Source organism: Pelagicoccus mobilis (assembly GCF_016595505.1).
In the GTDB taxonomy this organism is placed as follows: domain Bacteria; phylum Verrucomicrobiota; class Verrucomicrobiia; order Opitutales; family Opitutaceae; genus Pelagicoccus; species Pelagicoccus mobilis.
This window is the reverse complement of the sequence record NZ_JAENIL010000054.1, coordinates 1-18,344: the sequence shown is the minus strand read 5'-3', so window position 1 is coordinate 18,344 and position 18,344 is coordinate 1. Positions and strand designations below refer to the sequence as shown.

Below are 18,344 nucleotides of genomic sequence, written 5' to 3'. Positions count from 1 at the left end.
CCAAAAACTACTTTAGCTACCCCGATGAACACACCCCTGTATTGCATAGCGTTTTTGCGTAGCTTGATAGCGAACAGTTCTCAGTGGAATGTTCGGACACGGAGCTAAGGAGCGAGAACGAACAGAATTTTGATGATTAGAAAACTGGCAGTTGTATTCATGTTGGCCCTCGGGCTTACTGCTTCAGCGTCTGATGAACGACCAAACATCGTGATCATACTGTGCGATGATCTTGGATACGCAGATTTAGGCTTCAATGGCTCGAAGGACATTCGTACACCGGAGTTGGATAAGCTTGCCGAGGGAGGAACCTTGTTCACGTCGGCTTACGTCGCTCACCCCTTTTGTGGACCGAGCCGCATGTCTTTGCTTTCAGGCCGGTATCCGCACCCGATGGGTACACCCTATAATTTGGCTCCCCTTTCCTACGACTTCGAAGAATCCTCCAAGCTGGGCATTCCTGTTGAGGAGACTCTCATCAGCAAGGTTTTGCAGGACTCTGGATACACTACGGGAATTGTTGGGAAATGGCACCTTGGCTTCGAGCCCGAGTATCATCCAAATATGCGTGGCTTTGACGACTTCTATGGTTTCCTAGGAGGCGGGCATTTTTACTTTCCTGAGCAGTACAAGCCGATTTACGAACGTCAGTTGAAAGCGGGTAAGAGCCCGATCAATGAGTACCTGCTTCCTTTGGAGCATAACGGTAAGGAAGTGGATGAGACCGAGTATATCACCGATGGTCTTTCTCGAGAAGCGATTCGCTTCGTCTCTCACGCTTCTCGAAAGGAGGAGCCGTTTTTCCTCTATCTCGCTTACAATGCTCCGCATAGTCCGCTCGAGGCCAAGGAAGAAGATATGGAGCAGTATCAGTTCATCAAGGACGTCAAACGTCGTAAGTATGCGGGCATGATGGCTGCGGTGGACCGAGGTGTAGGTAAGCTGGTCGATGCGTTGAAGGAGACGGGCGAGTTTGAAAATACTCTGATTATTTTCACGAGTGATAACGGTGGCAAATCCTCGTTGGGCGCGAACAATTATCCGCTGAAAAAAGGGAAGGGGAGTGTATCGGAGGGAGGAATACGCGTCCCGATGTTCTTCCATTGGCCGAAGCGAGTGCCTTCTGGCCAAGTGTACGACTATCCTGTTACGACCTTAGACTTTTATCCGACATTCGTTTCCTTAGCGGAGACGGTAGCTCCGGATGGTAAGATCCTCGATGGGGTCGACGTGATGGATTCTGTTGTGAAAGGCGAAAGCCCCCGTGGAGGCGAAATGGTTTATGCTGTCCGTCACAGAGGAGACCACAGCGAGATAAGCGGGCGCCGTGATAGCTGGAAAGCGATTTGGGACATGAAAGGTGGGAGCTGGCGCTTGTACAATGTCGATAAGGATAAAGCGGAGTCGAAAGACCTGAGTTCGCAGTATCCGGAAAGGCTCCAGGAGTTGAAAGCCGGGATCCGTCGCTGGGCGGCCACCCATGTTGAGCCTTTGTGGTTTCACTCTGTTGAGGAAATGAATTTGTGGGAAAAGGAAAAGATGCCGCGCTATGACGAAGCGTTCGGATCTAAGTAGTTATAATTTAAGTACAGAAAAGTCAGTTGAAATGAAACGCACAAGAATTTCTAGATTAGGTATCGTAGGTTTGTACATGGTTGCTCTGTTGGCTGGCCCTTGGGGTAGTTTATGGGCTAAGCCCGCAGAGCAACCGAATATCATCCTCCTGTTTGCGGATGATGCAGGCTACGGAGATTTTGGCTTCCATGGCAGCAAGCACTTCAAGACACCGCACTTGGATAGTCTCGCCGCCGACGGCGTTTTGCTTTCCAGCTTCTACGTGACTGGCGCGACTTGTGGGCCTTCACGGGCTGGCATGCTAGCGGGGCGTTATCAGCAGAGTTTTGGTTTCGAAGAAATCAATGTACCCGGAATCATGAGTCCTCACAGTGGTTTGCTCGGGGATGAAATGGGATTGCCGACGGACGTTCCTATGATGGGCAAGTATTTGCAGGATATCGGCTACCGGACTGCGGTCTTTGGCAAGTGGCACATGGGAGTGGCGGATCGTTATCACCCATTGAAGCGCGGCTTTGACGAGTTTTATGGTTTTCGTGGCGGGGCGCGTAGTTTCTTTCCTTACACTGAAAAGCAATTGAAGAGAGAGCCGCACGAAAATTGGATGGAACGCGGTTTCGAAAACTACAAGGAACACGAGGGCTACCTCACGGATGTCCTCGCGGACGAGACCTGCGACTTCATCGAGCGAAACAAAGATAAGCCGTTTTTCGCTTATGTATCCTTCAATGCGGTACACACACCGATGCACCCGGACCCGAAGGACAAGGGCACGTTTCCTCAACTCGAAGGAGATCGTCGTAAGGTAGCTCAGATGACGCTCTCCATGGATAGGGCCTGTGGTCAAATCATGGATAAGCTGAAAGAGCTTGGGCTCTACGAGAATACCATCATCGTTTTCAGTAATGATAACGGCGGCCCGATGGACAAAAACGGTTCCAGCAACTATCCGTTTGCCGGGGTTAAAGGAACTCAGTTGGAGGGCGGTCTTCGTGTTCCTGGTATCATCACTTGGCCGAAGGTGCTTTCTGCAGGTACTGTTTATGACAAGCCGATGATCACGCTTGATCTGATGCCTACCTTTATCAATGCCGGTGGCGGAGATGCCAGCCAGTTCGAGGTTTTGGACGGTGTGGACATGGTACCGTACCTAACTGGAAAGAATGAGGGACGTCCTCATCAGACATTGCATTGGAAAATGGAGGGTAGGGGCGCTATTCGTGATGGTGACATGAAGCTAATCCGCTATCCAGATCGTCCTGCAGAGCTCTTCGATATCGTGAAGGACCCGGGAGAGCAAAACGATTTGGCGGCTCAGCAGCCCGAGCTCGTTAAGAAACTTTTCCGTCAGCACTTCGAATGGGAGCAAACTCTTGAACGTCCATTGTTCCTCTTGCGTCGCCAGGAGGAAGGCTGGTCGGCACGCCGAGCGGATCAGTTCCGCCAGCCTCCTGCTGAAGACTACTAAATCCCCGTATTCAAAATTTCCTCAAACCCCAAGCAAGCAAACGAATGAGTTCTAGTAAGACGAATGCACTAATCTACTCCACGATCGTGGCGATGGGAGGCCTTATATTTGGCCTCGATGCGGCCTTGATCGCCGGAACGGTCGATTCGATCACCAAGGAGTTTAACTTGAGCTCGTTGGAGTTGGGTACCGCAGTTAGCGCTCCCGCATGGGGTGTCTTGGTGGCCCTCCCGTTCATGGGGATCATCTGTAACAACTTTGGTCGGAAAAAAGCGATTATCCTGATCGCGATCCTCTATGTGGTTTCAGCGGTTGCCTCCGCTTTCGCTCCTAGCTATTGGGTTTTAGTGGCAGCTCGTTTCTTAGGCGGCTTGGCATTCAGCTCGATATCGCTCGCCTCGATGTACATTGGCGAGATCGCTCCGCCAAAGTTACGTGGTAAGCTCGTATCCATGATTCAGATCAATATCGTGATTGGTCTTTCGGGAGCCTACTTTATCAACTACATGATCCACAGCTGGTCCACCTCCGGAGCGGAGTGGGTCACTTCCTTGGGCATCGCGGACAATACGTGGAGGTGGATGCTTGGATCCGAAATCCCGTTCGCCCTTCTTTGGTTCTTCTTGCTGATAGGAATTCCAGAAAGCCCATCGTGGTTGTTCCTGCGAGGTCGAGTCGAGGATGCGAAGAAGACACTTCGCAAGATCCTGCCAGAAAACGAAATCGAGCCGCATATCCAGGAGATGACCGCGAGTGTGCAGAAGGCGTCTCAGGATCATTCTATGCTTTCGCAGCTAAAGGAGCTCTTCAGCAAACGCATGCGGCTCATCTTCGTGATCGCTTTCGCCCTGGGAATTGCTCAGCAGACAACCGGCATCAATGCGATTCTCTTCTACGCTCAGACTGTATTCAAACAGCTCGGGATCGGTGAGAACGCTGCGTTTGCGCAATCTGTATGGGTGGGTCTGAATAGCATTGTATTCACATTTTTAGGACTGCTCCTAGTCGATAAGCTCGGTCGTCGCCCTTTGATCATTTGGGGTATGGTTTGGATCATTGCCAGTCTCGGTGTATGCTCCTACGCGTTTAAGCAGGCTCGTTATACGATTTCCGAAGAAACCATCGCCGAGATGTCGGATGTGCCGAATGTCGACAAGTTAGCTGCTCTTGCCGGGGTAGAGTTCGAAAACGACATCGCGTTTAAGGAAGCGGTTAAGGAAGCCCTCGGTGAAGAGGAGGCCGCCAACCACATGGCTGCTCTTCAGCAATCTTCAACTAAGATGAACGCAGTACTGGTGCTGGTTGGCATCCTAAGTTTTGTAGCGGCCTTCCACTTTTCGGTAGGGCCGGTCATGTGGGTGCTTTTCTCTGAGATTTTCCCTATATCTATTCGAGCGATTGCGATCCCGTTCTTCACGATCATTACCAGTGTGACGAGCGCGGTGGTGCAGTGGTTCTTCCCATGGCAGCTCGATAATATGGGGATGAGTTCTATTTTTCTTTTCTACGCATCAACGGTATCGGTCGGCCTGTTGATCATGTTCTTCACGCTTAAGGAAACGAAGGGCATGTCCATTGAAGAAATTGAAGCGTCCTATACGAACGGAGGCTAGTCGCTGACCCTTATTTATATTTATTCGTCATGAGTTCTGTGTATTCAAAAAACGAAGTCGTTATTGATAACTCCGAAAGTCCGCACGCTAAGTTGAGGAACATCAACTTCGGAGATTGTAAGTGGACCAGTGGCTTCTGGGCGGACAAGCATAAGGTCTGCGAAGAGGTGATGGTGCCGCACATGGGTGAAATCCTCAAGGGGGATACCGGGCATGGTCTAAACAATTTCAAGATCGCAGCTGGCCGGAAGGAAGGCGAGCATCTCGGTGAGTATTGGCATGATGCAGACTTCCTGAAATGGATGGAAGCGGCTACCTATATCTACGCGACCAATAAAGATCAGGGAATTCTCGATGATCTTGATGAGATCATTGAGATCATAGGCGAAGCTCAGTGTGAGGATGGCTATATGCATACGCACATCCAGATCAATGGGATCGAGCATTTCTCGAACCGCAAGTATCATGAGATGTACAACTGCGGTCACCTCTACACGGCAGCGTGTGTGCACCACCGTTTGACTGGGAAGACCAACTTGCTTGAGATCGCTCTAAAGAACGCAAACTTGCTCTACGAGCTCTTCTCCCCGAATCCCAAGCATCTCCGACGATTCGGATTCAACCAAACTCAGATTATGGGTTTGGTAGAATTGTATCGAACAACTAAAGACAAACGCTTCCTCGAACTCGCAGAGCTCTTTATCAATAACCGTGGCAAGTCGGAGATCGTTGAGGAGCCATCCACTGAGGGTTACCCGATTGGTGATATGGTACAGGAGCGCGTACCGCTTCGTGAGGAAACGGAAGCGGTTGGCCACGCTGTTTTGGCATTGTACTACTATGCTGGTGCTGCCGATGTGTATGCCGAGACTGGTGAGAAGGCGCTTCTCGATGCGCTCGACCGTCTTTGGGATAATGTCGTGAACAAGAAGATGTACGTCACCGGAGCGGTGGGGCAGACCCACTACGGCGCGTCTAGCCGTCATGACAAGATTGAGGAAGGCTTCCTCGACGAGTACATGATGCCGAATTTGACTGCTTACAACGAGACGTGCGCGAATATCTGTAACTCGATGTTTAGCTACCGCATGTTGGGACTTAATGGCGAGTCGAAGTACGCTGATGTTATGGAGTTGGTTCTGCACAATAGTGGCTTGTCCGGAATCAGCATTAGCGGGACGCATTACTGTTACGCTAATCCTTTGCGGAAGATTCACGGCGCTCGTGACTACTCGACGATGAATACGGAGAGTTCTGACCGTTTGCCGTATTTGTATTGTTTCTGCTGTCCGCCAAATTTGGTACGCACTGTGGCTCAGTCTGCGTCATGGGCGTATAGCCTATCGGAAAATGGGGTCTCTGTGAACCTTTATGGAGGTAACGAACTCACTACCGAATTGCAGGACGGATCGGAACTGCGACTTAAGCAGGAAACAGAGTATCCGTGGAATGGAGACGTTAAGATAACTGTTGAAGCTTGTAAGCTCGAAGCCTTCGAGGTTCTGTTGCGTATTCCGAATTGGGCGGAAGGCACTACGATCAAGGTCAATGGTGAAGAAGCTGGCGTAGAGGCCGTCCCAGGCAAGTTCGCTAAGATAGAGCGTGTTTGGAGTGCGGGAGATGTGATCGAACTTTATATGCCTATGGACATCACTCTGGTGGAAGGCCACGAGCGTATTGAAGAGGTTCGTAATCAACTCGCGATAAAGCGCGGTCCTGTCGTGTATTGTGTCGAGTCCCCAGATCTGCCGAGGGATACAAGAGTCACCGATGTTTACCTGCCGTTCGACGGGAAGCGTGAAATTGAAGTGAAGCCAGATTTCCTAGGAGGGGTGACTGTTATCAACGCCGAGGTTTCTTTGCGTACAAGCTCTCTCAATGGAATGTATCGCACGGTTTATCGCCCTGAATGGGAAAAGAAGGAAGTGCAGCTGGTCCCCTACTTTGCTTGGAGTAACCGTGGCGACGCTGAGATGACGGTGTTCATGCCGGTTCTGTGGGGCTGATTGCCTCTCAAGGAGTAACTGAATTATTGATACAAGGGGTTGGCCCGAACCAACCCCTTATTTCTATCTATGTGCCTAGATAACCCGAATTTCGGTAGGGGTGGACTGTCAAGCCATCCGAATGCAGAGCGGCGTGCCCGGCGGTCACGCCCTGCCTTAGTTGCAATCTGCTTTGTTGTTTTCGCTCAGCTCTCATTTGCTGGCGTTTACGACGGACCGACAACAGATGCGGCGTTCACGCAGTTGTTAAGCGATGTTGATGCGAAGCGAGTCGATCTTGTGGCAAAGATGGATGAGGCGGAACAGGCCGGGCATACCACTGCTTATGCCCAGGTGTCGCTGGCGACTCTTGATGAGTATCGCAATGTGATAGCGATTTGGGATCGGGAGAACAATCAGTTCATTCAAGATATGTACTCAGCGAGGAGCTTTCTCGGCAACCGCGATCCGGTCGGGGCGGAAGGAGTTCCCTTTGATGAGTTAGCCGATTGTATTGAACTTGCGGATGCGGCGATTGCCGAACTGCAGAGGCAAATCGACGGTGAACTTATATTGCAAGCTCCTCCCGATTTTGCTTCTGGCAATACGAGAGTCGCAGGAGGGCGTTTTGAGCGTGATGGGAAAGCGGTTATTCCTAGCAAGTTCTTTTGGGGCAAGTTTCAGGAGAATCTGCTCCAAGCGTACGGTCGCATGGGCGAGCAGTACATGGCTGTTTCCGATATGGAGTCTGCTACAACGATTCGTGAGGGGCGCCGAACCTTGTTGCACTCATCGATAGAGGATCAGGTGGCTGCGAATCGTTTGCCGCTACAGACGTTTCTCGGGCACTATGTGCAACCTGATTCTTGGGCGCGGATTGAGCACCCGGAGGTCTTCGAGCGAGGAGGGCGGGAGTTTACCGACTACGACATCGACAATCCTCTGGTTAGGCAATGGATCGAGACCTTGCTGGATGAAATGCTTGGCGATCAGTCTGCACGTCTCGGCGATTCGGAGCGAATCCACATGCTCTCAAACGAACCGAACTTCGCAATTCGACAAGGAGGCCGCGATGCGAGTCACGGGGTTTCTGATCTGACGATGGATAAGTACGGGGTGTGGTTGCAGAACAAATACACGTCCATCACAGAGTTGAACGCTGTTTACGGAACGTCGCACGCCGACTTTGCGTCAGTTAAGGCGACATACACGATTCCCTTGGCTAACAGTTATCGTGGTGGGCCGGTCTGGTACGATTGGATGCGGTTCAACATGGATCGTGTGAACGAATGGTTCCAGTTCTTGAACGACGAAGTCAAAGCGGTGGATCCTGCGGGGAAGACCCACATCAAGCTATGGGGCGAGGGATCAATTCATCAGGACTTTGTCGATGAGGGAATCGATATCGAGTACGTTGTCGATTTGGTCGATGTCCCTGGGACGGATAACCAGATGTCCTCCAGCACGGCTCATTACAATACGCGGCGTAATCTCGACTGGCAGGATCGGTGGATCTTGGAGTGGAGAACACAGGCGATCATGTTGGACTTCGTTAAGTCGCTCGCTCCCAACAAGCCTTTCTTCGATTCGGAGTGGCATGGTCTGTCCGGTGGGCGTTGGTTGGACTTTCATCTACCACCTGAGTTTGTCAAAGCCGGCTTGTGGCTTGCGGGAACCAACGGCTTGAACGCGATGAATGCTTGGCTTTGGAATCGTCGCTCGGATGGATCGGTCCGTGCGTCCGTATACCTGGCAACTTCCGATTTTCAACCAATCCAGATGGATGCCTTCGGTCGGGCGTTCAAGGAACTCAATGCTCATGGAAATGCAGTTGATTCAGTCGTTCCTAGCGAGCGGTATCACATAATCTACTACAGCCAGGATTCGGCGATCCAAGATGGGCAGTACCCGGAGAATTTGATCGATGTCTATGAAGCACTGAAGATCCTGAACGTGCCAGTCGGTTTCACGACTCCAAAGCGCTTGGGTAGCGTCTCGATCGAGTCCCAGACCTTGATCGTTCCCTCAACGGCTTACGTTTCCGACGCGGACTTTGCAGGCATCCAAGCGTTTGCCCAAGCGGGAGGGCGCGTTGTATTGGTTGATCCTGACAATTGCTTTGCTCGCACTGAACTCGGCGCGCTGCGAGAGGGGGAGCTCGGGTTTACTCCTTTCGGCGAGCTTGAGCTTGGTGAGGTCTTGGGTATGGCGGATTCCTTCGGCTCTCTTTTGCAGAGCGTGATTCCGGAATTGCCGGTCCAGCTGACAGTCGAGGACGAAAACGCGAATCCGGCTTACGGGGTGTTGCTCACCCAAGACCAAGAGGCGAGTGTAGGGCGGCGGACCTTTTCATTGATCAATGTAAGCCAAGGGCTTCGCTCTGTTGAGGTGGAACTTTCCTCGGGAGATGGCGACGAGGTGGTCCTTGTTGATCTGCTTACTGGTCGGGAGTACGGGGAAAACTTCACTATGGACCCCTACGAGGTATTGTTGCTTCGGGAGCAGGGTACGAGTGCTTGGCAGGCCTTAGTCGAGCAACATGGGTTGAGCGGGGATCTTGCCGCTGACTTTGATGCAGATGGGGTGGTCGATTTCGAAGAGTATGCTTTTGGAGGCGATCCGGTTGACCCCTTGGTTCGTGGACATCGCCCCCGTACGCAAATCAATGAGGACGGGTCCATTACCTTTACCTTTGTGAGGCCTTCTCATAACCGGTGGGACATCGACTATGTGGCCCAGTGGACTGAGGATATCGAAGCCGGTGTGTGGACCTCTGATTGGGAGGTGCAGAGCTCTTCTCCATCCGCTTACGAAGGATTAGAAGTCTCAAGTCATAAAGTGACTGACGGGGAGATCGAACTGATCCTGTTTCGCGTGAAACTCGAAAACGTCGAGTAATGGAGCTGGCAGTCCTGAAAACGCCTAAAATAGGGGGAATTCTCCCCAGAAAGCGGCCTCTAGTAAGCGAAAACAAAATGTGCCTGCCACAACTGGTATACCCAAAGTTGAAAAGTGCATATCAAGGACAGCGGCATCGTGATAGTTTAGGGTACCCCGTTAGCTCTGCCCGCTGAGGGGAGAGGATTTCCCCAACACATGATCGAACGCATCAACACTTACCGTTTGCAGCACAAGCTCGAAGAATCCTTCGGTTTTTCGCAGTGGCATTACGACACCCGTAACAATCTCCTGGTAGAGATTGTGGACGATTCGGGCGCGGTTGGCTGGGGCGAGTGTTATGGTCCTTCAGAGGTGACTCAGTCCGCGATCAGCTCGTTTTACGCTCCACTTCTTATCGGGCGGGATGCAACGCGAAATGAAGCCGCATGGCAGCATATGTGGCGAGCGGGTTTGGACTTCTCCCGCAAAGGAATAATGATGGGAGCGATGTCTGGCCTAGACATGGCGATGCTCGACCTGAAGGGAAAGCTGCTCGGAGCGTCGGCCTCTGAGTTGATGGGGGGGCGGATTCGTGAGCAGGTGAGCTGCTACGCGACCGGTATGTACTTCCGAAAGGTATCCGAGGATGAACTGCTCGACATCATCGTAGAGGAAGCTGCCACGTATGTTGATCGTGGTTATGGGGCGATGAAGATAAAGGTCGGAAAGAATATGTCTTTCGACGAGCGCCAGGTGCGCAAGATGCGTGAGTCATTTCCGGATACGCAGCTGATGGCGGATTCTAACCATGCTTACGACTTGCCAGAGGCGGTCAAAATGGGCCGCGTCCTCGACGAGTGTGGTTATGCATGGTTCGAAGAACCACTTTCACCGCAGCACCAAAACCTATTTCGTCAATTGTCCGAAAAGGTTGATGTTCCCATTGCGACAGGCGAGTGCGAACAAACAAGATGGGGATTTCAAGATCTGCTATCGGCGGGCGGAGTAAATATCGCCCAACCTGACCTCGCCTACTGCGGCGGGCCTTCTGAAGCGGTGAAGATCCGTGCCATCGCTTCATCGCATGGAGTCAATACGGTCCCGCACTCGTGGGGAACGATGCTCAATCTCGCCAGCGCGACACACTTTCTAGCAAGCAACTATGTTGAACCAGGCCGGGCTGAATCTCCGGAGCCCCTACTGGAGGTAGATAATACCCCCAACCCGATGCGGGACGACATGTATGTAACAGCCCTCAAAATCGAAAATGGAGTCGTTGAGGTTCCACAGGTGCCAGGACTCGGTGTAGAGCCGGATCGAGAGCGCATGGAATCCTTCTGTATCCAAAAAACAGAAACTTAACATGTCAGAAACTATTTCACCTGAAGTTGAAACTAAGCTCTACCCACTGCTGATCGACGGGAAGCAGGTCCTTGCTGAAGAGACCTTCGACGTTGAGAATCCAAGCACGGGTGAGATTATTGGTTCCGTGCCGGACATCGATCCGGAATCGATTCAGCTCTCTCTTCAAGCAGCCCAGCGTGGCTTCAAGGCATGGTCCGCTAAGTCTCCTGCTGAGCGCAAGGAGATTATTTTGCGCTATGCGGATATCCTCGAGGATAACCGAGATCGTTTGATTTCTTTGTTGATGGAAGAAACAGGCAAGCCGCTAGAAAATGCCGAGTACGACTTTGGCATGCTGACGACCTGCTTGCGTTTCTTTGTGGAAGAGGTCGAGCGATTGGATCAGCCAGTATTGCATGATCCCGATGGCCGTTTTCTTCACTACGTGCAACGCCAACCTCTCGGCGTGGTCGTTGGTTTCCTTGCTTGGAACTTTCCGTTGTTGAACGTTGGATACAAATTGGGACCGGCTCTCGCGGCTGGTTGCAGCACCATTATCAAGCCTGCAGGTGTTACTCCATTAGCGTCTCTTGAAGTCGGTTACCTTGCTAAAGAGGCAGGTATCCCCGACGGGGTTGTGAATGTGATTACAGCTGGCAACCACGTTGTCACGGAAGGCCTGTTGGAAAGCGATATTCCTGAACTCGTCACCATGATTGGGTCGACTCGGGGTGGGCTTGAAGTCATGAAGTCCTCATGCACGAGCATCAAGCATTTCTCCGTTGAACTGGGTGGAAACGCTCCTGTAATCGTGTATCCAGACGCCGATGTCGTAGAGGCTGCGAACAAGATTGTTGATCTAAAGTTTGCTAACTCAGGTCAGGTTTGTGTCTCGCCTAATCGATGCTTTGTGCACGAGTCTGTTTACGAGCGATTTCTTGAGGCTGCGGCAGCCCGTGCCGGTCGCGTAAACATGGGACCGCTCATCAATGAAAAGGAGCGCTCGCGGGTCATCGGTCTTGTCGAGGATGCGATCGTAAATGGAGCTAATGTCGTAACGGGCGGCAAGGCCTTGGAGGGCGATGGCTATTTCATGGAGCCGACGATTCTCAGTGAAGTAGCTTGCGACATGCGCATAGCCAAGGAGGAGATCTTTGGTCCAGTACTTCCAGTTATCCCGTATTCAGACAGTGATGACGAGATCGCTCTTGCGAACGATACTGAGTTTGGACTCGCGGCTTACGTTTTCACCAAGGATATGCAAAAGGGCTTGAAGGCGGCACGCGACATCAAGTCGGGAAGCGTCTGTGTGAACGAGCCTCATTACTCGGTTCAGCTTCCTCATGGCGGGTTGAAGCAGAGTGGCGTGGGGAAGGATTGTTCCCGCTACAGCATTGCTGAGTACCTTACGCTAAAACGGGTATCCGTGCTCGTCGATTAGCACATTGCGCTTTTCTTAATCAATTAGTGAGAGCCCTCTTTCTTGGAGTTATCCAGGTAAGAGGGCTCCGTCTTTTGGGGTGTTACAGCAAGTGTTCCTAAGGGGTTTAATGGTGTTTTACGAGTTTTGAACATTCGCTAGCACAAAGTGCTACGTTGGCAGGAGGGAGCTGAATCAAAAAGTGTATGGCCCAAGTTGAAAATTGCATAGCTGGGGTATCCAAAAGTTTATATACTGGGCACAGTCAGAATAATACACCCACTGGATGATCACTCTGTTCGAGTCATCCAATTACCCCAGAACCGACAACACCCATTCGACATTATTGCTCTGAGAAAGTCTTCCTAACGTGGATGCTGTATGCATCGAAGGATTACGCCTCAGCGCTCATTTTAACCGTCTGACGCGGTTCTGTTTTCCAGCAACTGAATTACACCCCAGGGATAAATGAAAAACGAAACTAGATATAATAAACGATATTGCCTCAGGAAGTGGTCGCTCGTGTCGGCGGCTCTTTTTGGTGCCCTGCAAATTGGATATGCGCAGGATGAAGAAGAAGAAATCTTTGAACTGTCACCCTTCACTGTCGATGGGTCGCAGGACGAAGGATACCGTGCATCGCAAACCTTGGCAGGTGGCCGTACCGCCACCAACATCAAGGACGTGGGCACATCCATCGAAGTCATTACCAAGGACTTCCTTGATGACGTCGGTGCGAGCAACGTTGAAGAGTTTCTTCAATACACCACTGGTGGTGAAGTTGGTGGTAGCCAAGGCAATTTTGTAGGACACTCTGCGGGTGGTCAGGATGGCCAGGCCGACAACACTTCGGCTCGCCGCGCTCCTCACCAGAATACGCGTCTACGTGGAATTGGTCGTCCGGATTACGTTCGTAACTACTACAAGACGAACATTCCGATGGAGAGCTACAATACGGACCGTGTTGACATTAACCGTGGCGCGAACTCCATGCTTTTTGGTCTTGGGTCGCCAGCTGGCTTGATCAATACCGGGTACCAACGTGCTAACTTTTCGAATACATCAAGAGTCGATGTTGATGTGGATAGCGAAGGAAGCTTCCGCACTGCATTGAACTTCAATCGCGAGTTGATTGAAGGGAAGCTCGCGGTCCGCATGGCGGCGCTTGTGAACAACAAGACCTACCGTCAAGATCCGTCCTACCGCGACGACAATCGCTACTTCGGAGCGATCACTTACAGGCCCTTCGAAAACACGACTTTCCGCGCTCACTTCGAGGATGGCGACATCATGGGCAACGCTCCTGATACGCTCCTGCCGACGCAGGCTTTCGATAGCTTCATCAAGTACCGCACACCGGTCGACTTGTTCTACAACGTGCAGCACTTTGGTGATTCGGAAGGCCCCGATCAGGCGCAATGGGATGCGCTCTATGCGGAAGATCCAGCTGCGGCTGCTCAGTTCGTAAACCGCGACAGCGCTCAAGGTTCTGTTTTGAGCAACGGCTCCATGTGGGGCTACGCGATGGTTTACGATGGTGCCAACGGAGGCAATCCGAGCTTTGGTTTCCAGCCTGAAATCGCGAACAACCAGTACGAGACGAACGGTGACCTGCCGGGCGATCCTTTCTGGGACCCAGCGGTTCTCGCTGACGGTTCGCCAGGCGGCATGGCCGATGGCGCGGTTCAGATGATGTTCTACCGCAACGCCCGTCTGGAAGATGATCGTCCAGTAGGCGGACCTGCTCAGGGGTTCACATCGCTCGACGGATTTGACTTCTCTCGTCGCAACTTCGGCGGCAACACAGACTTCTACTCGCACGACTTCCAGACCTACAATCTCTCTCTGGAGCAGATTTTCTGGGACGGACAAGCGGGTGTGGAGATCGGTTTCGATCGTGAAACGATGAACAACGACGCGATCACCAACTTCAATGGTTGGAAGGGCGAATTCCTGATCGACATCAACAAGACTCTACCGCTGCCGGCTCTCAATGCAGACGGTTCGTTCAAGACGGATCTCGATGGAAACGTAGTTTCGGAGGCGATGCCAAATCCGAACTATGGACGCCCGCTTTACGTCACTGAGCCAAATCGCTCCACCTCCTTCGAGGAGAGAGAGACGATCCGCGCGACTGCGTTCGTAAAGTACGACTTCGAGGAGAAGCATTCAGATTCGTTCCTCAAGTGGCTCGGTTCTCATACCATGACCGCATTGGGAGATGAATACACGGAGCGTTTCCGCACGGCGCACACTAGCCACCAGACTTACTCGAATGACTTCAATCTCGGTTGGCAAGTAGGCACCAGCAATGGTGATGATCCAGCAAGTGGATACCGTCGTACTTCGAAGATGATCTACATGGGGCCAGCTCTTCAGACCTACATCGACGATCCTTTCAATCCGAATACGCCGATTAACATCAATGACATCATCATCGATGCTTCGGGAGCGAACCTTCTCGACCACAATCCTGTTGCTCGCACTACATTCTGGAATCTCGGTCCAGATGCGGAAGGCTCTAATTGGATGACCACCGGCTACAGCGAAGCGGAAAGAGAAGTTCTGTTTCCAGAAACCAACTACGGTGATCCCCCTTCAAACCACTATGGTACCGAGCCAGATTGGTACACCGGCGACCGCCGTGAGTATTGGGATATCGGTCATGTGGACTCGCGTTGGACACCAACCAACAACAACAGCACTCGTGAAACGGTCGTTGAATCCTGGGCGATCAATCTCCAGTCGATGTTCTTCAACAACCATCTCGTTACCAACCTCGGTTACCGCGAAGACGTTGTGGAGAACTGGCTCAATACGCTTGCTCAAGAGAAGCACGATCTTGCTCTTGCAGGTCAGTTGTCGGATTCCTATCTCGGCGACCGCACTCTCATGATCGATCCAGAGTACTTCTACGCTAACGATCCGGAAAGAGCGATCTTCACTGAGATTGACAAGGGTCCATCGGGCGACGGTTCATTCGGCTACGGCGGCGTGCTTCACATGCCTAAGGATTTGGGTATCTTCAGCCTGCCAGATGGAACAGGTCTGTCTTTCCACTACAACTTCTCCAAGAACTTCGTACCAGATGCGAGCCGCAACACCTTCGTCACTGGCTCCGACTACAGCTTCGAGGCTCTTTCTTCTCCGATTGGTGAAGGTGAAGACGTAGGTTTCACCGTTAGCCTCAACGAGAACAAGTTGGTCGCTCGATTCAACTGGTTCCAGTCTTCCATCGAGAACAACACCGCTGCGGGTCTCGGCAACACGCTCAACCAATTGGTTAACTGGGGCATCCGCGCTCGCCACTGGGCGTTGCAGGACATCGCTTCTGATGACCCAGATGGAAACGGCATCATCGACGTCAACGCGAATGGTGGAGCTCACCCACGTGCTGGCAACGATCGTTTCGACATCTCTCGCACCTACAACGTGCTCGAAGCCACGCAGTTCATCGTCGACGACGGTTGGGAGCAAGGCAAGTTGGACAACGGTCTGCTCGTCATGCGTCCAAACGGTATCCAGCAATTCCAGCAATGGTATCCAGGTCTTGAGGACACGGAAGATCGTGTAGCCAAGGGTTATGAAGCGAATATCACTTACAACCCGACTCGCAACTGGCGTATCGCTATCAACGCGACTCAGCTTAAGTCGATATCGAGCAATGTTGGCCCATTGACGGAGAAGTTGATGAACTCCTTCTTCCCGCACTACAACACCATCAAGGACTACACGCTTTGGCAGTCTCACGACACCAATGGTGGGGCGCCATTTAGCCGCTGGTTCGAGCCACACGTGATGAGCTACTTCCAGAAGAAACTTCAGGAAGGTTCATCCACTAACGAAGTACGTGAGTGGAGCGCGAACTTCGTGACCAACTACAAGTTCACCGAAGGCAAGTTCAAGGGCTTCTCAGTAGGTGGCGCGGTACGTTGGCAGAGCTCGGGCGCGATCGGTTACCCGCTCATGGACTACGAGGTGTCTCCAGGCGTTGTGCTTGAAGTTCCAGACGTGTCACGTCCATGGAAGGGTGACGATGCCCTCTATGTGGACCTACATGCCGGTTTCAGCAAAAAGATCATGGACGACAAGGTGCGCTACAATGCACGTGTCCACCTCAAGAACATCAACAACCACGGTAGCGACAATCTCACTACAGTCCGAGCCAACTTCGATGGCACCGCGTCCACTGTACGCTGGGATCCGCCGTTCCTTGTTCAATTCTCTAATAGCTTCGAATTTTAGGGGTAAGATTTAGAAGTTCTTAGTCAGGGGCGTATCTGGTGCTAGACCGGGTACGCCCTTTCGGGTGCAAAGAGCCGACGACATTGCTTATTGGATACTTATGATTAGAATCGTGAATCGAATCGTCTAATGCTGAAGAAGACTATTTTAACCTTAACCGTTCTGCTTGCGAGTGGCCTCGCTCCTACGAGCAACGCTGAAGCTGCTAACAAACCAAATGTTCTATTCATTGCGATCGACGACTTGCGTCCGGAGCTTGGTTGCTATGGTTCGCCAGTGGCGATTTCTCCGAATCTCGACAAGCTGGCCGACAACTGTCTGCTCTTCAACAGAGCTTATTGCCAGGAAGCGATTTGCGGGCCGTCTCGTGCCAGTCTGATGGCGGGAGCTCGTCCGGATAGCATTGGAGTTGTTGAAAACCGAGCGAAGCTTCGTGAATCGAGCCCTGACATTCTCACACTCTCCCAGCACTTCATAGCCAATGGTTACGAAGCGGTTCAAGTGGGGAAGATCTACCACAATCTCGATCACTCCGATCGGGAGTTCTCCTGGAGTCGAGATCCTGCAGTCAAGCGCGTGACAGTCGGAAAGCCTTTCCACCCGTACGCACTTCCGGAAAATCGCAAGATCCAGCAACACAACAAGAAGGTGCTCGAAGCGAAGTACGGTGTCGGGATCGCGAAGACTGGACTCGTTCAAGGTCCCGCCTACGAAGGGGCGGATGTGGAAGATCATCAGTACCGTGATGGATACAACGCCCTGGTCGCAATCGAGACCATGAAAGATATGGTGGAGAAGAATCCCGAAAAACCGTTCTTTCTCGGCATGGGCTTCTACAAGCCGCATCTCGACCTCATCGCTCCGAAAAAGTATTGGGATATGTATGACCCGAAGGACATCCCACTCGCAGAACAGACAAAAGGTCCGAAGGATGGAGCTGCTATGGGCTTACATGCGTCATTTGAAATGCGGGTACGTGACGGAATCCCCAAAGCGGGTGACTTTGACGAAGAGCTATCGCGGACTTTGAAACATGCGTATCTTGCGTGTGTGAGCTATATCGATGCACAAATTGGTTTAGTGATCGAAGGACTCGAGGAACTCGGACTTCGCGACAATACCATCATCATTGTTTGGGGTGACCATGGCTGGCACCTTGGGGACATGGGGGTCTGGTGTAAGGCGACCAACTATGAAATCTCTACTCGCGTCCCGATGATGATTTGGACGCCTAATATGCCAGCCGGTAGTCGTGGAAAAACTACAGATGCTCTTGTCGAGCTCGTGGATATTTACCCGACCCTTTGCGAGCTCGCCGGTCTGGAGCTTCCTAACCATCTGGAAGGTACGAGCTTTGTCCCTCTTCTCGACGATCCAGATCGCGAGTGGGAAGGGGCTGCGTTTAGCCAGTTCCCCAATCCTGCGCTTCGCGAATGGGCGGCGAATCCACTTTCCCATGGTATGAGGGAAACCTTCTTCGGTCCGCTCATTGAGGAAGTGGAAGATCGAATCGTCGCTCAGCAGGGGGATCGTTGGGATCGCGATCTCTATGAGAATCACTTGATGGGTTACACCATGCGTACGGATCGCTACCGTCTAGTGCTTTGGAAGGATGTCAGAAACCCAGAGGCCGATCCGATAGACGTGGAGCTCTACGACTATAAGTTGGATGGTGAAATGGAAAAGGTGAACATCGCCTCCAAGCGTCCGAAGCTGGTCAAGAAGCTCATCAAGCAGTTCGACGCTGGCTGGGAAGGTAATCAACCACCGAGTAGCTGAATCTCCTCTTTTTACTATGGTGGTACGGCCGCTCC

9 protein-coding genes are annotated in these 18,344 nt (G+C 52.0%); all 9 read left to right on the top strand.

All coding sequences use genetic code 11. The features are described from left to right. Positions 1 to 132 precede the first annotated feature (132 nt). The 9 genes from JIN87_RS22515 to JIN87_RS22475 all read left to right on the top strand — a co-directional run bounded on the left by JIN87_RS22515 (position 133) and on the right by JIN87_RS22475 (position 18,309). Positions 133 to 1,575, top strand: coding sequence for a sulfatase-like hydrolase/transferase (locus JIN87_RS22515; RefSeq protein WP_200357888.1), 1,443 nt, complete (start codon positions 133 to 135; stop codon positions 1,573 to 1,575). Positions 1,576 to 1,606: 31 nt separating this feature from the next. Beyond that, positions 1,607 to 3,043, top strand: coding sequence for a sulfatase-like hydrolase/transferase (locus JIN87_RS22510; RefSeq protein WP_200357887.1), 1,437 nt, complete (start codon positions 1,607 to 1,609; stop codon positions 3,041 to 3,043). Positions 3,044 to 3,087: 44 nt separating this feature from the next. Next, the gene (locus JIN87_RS22505) at positions 3,088 to 4,656 is read left to right on the top strand and encodes an MFS transporter (RefSeq protein ID WP_200357886.1); all 1,569 of its coding nucleotides are present in this window, start codon (positions 3,088 to 3,090) and stop codon (positions 4,654 to 4,656) included. 29 nt (positions 4,657 to 4,685) lie between these two features. Further along, the gene (locus JIN87_RS22500; RefSeq protein ID WP_200357885.1) at positions 4,686 to 6,662 is read left to right on the top strand and encodes a glycoside hydrolase family 127 protein; all 1,977 of its coding nucleotides are present in this window, start codon (positions 4,686 to 4,688) and stop codon (positions 6,660 to 6,662) included. 69 nt (positions 6,663 to 6,731) lie between these two features. Then, on the top strand, positions 6,732 to 9,539 hold the full coding sequence (locus JIN87_RS22495; protein WP_200357884.1) for an alpha-amylase family protein: 2,808 nt from the start codon (positions 6,732 to 6,734) through the stop codon (positions 9,537 to 9,539). A 198-nt stretch (positions 9,540 to 9,737) separates the two neighbouring features. After that, the gene (locus JIN87_RS22490) at positions 9,738 to 10,883 is read left to right on the top strand and encodes a mandelate racemase/muconate lactonizing enzyme family protein (RefSeq protein ID WP_200357883.1); all 1,146 of its coding nucleotides are present in this window, start codon (positions 9,738 to 9,740) and stop codon (positions 10,881 to 10,883) included. Between the two features lies 1 nt (position 10,884). After that, the gene (locus tag JIN87_RS22485; RefSeq protein WP_200357882.1) at positions 10,885 to 12,306 is read left to right on the top strand and encodes an aldehyde dehydrogenase family protein; all 1,422 of its coding nucleotides are present in this window, start codon (positions 10,885 to 10,887) and stop codon (positions 12,304 to 12,306) included. Between the two features lie 447 nt (positions 12,307 to 12,753). After that, positions 12,754 to 16,530, top strand: coding sequence for a TonB-dependent receptor plug domain-containing protein (locus tag JIN87_RS22480; RefSeq protein ID WP_200357881.1), 3,777 nt, complete (start codon positions 12,754 to 12,756; stop codon positions 16,528 to 16,530). 129 nt (positions 16,531 to 16,659) lie between these two features. Then, the gene (locus JIN87_RS22475; protein WP_200357880.1) at positions 16,660 to 18,309 is read left to right on the top strand and encodes a sulfatase; all 1,650 of its coding nucleotides are present in this window, start codon (positions 16,660 to 16,662) and stop codon (positions 18,307 to 18,309) included. Positions 18,310 to 18,344 lie beyond the last annotated feature (35 nt).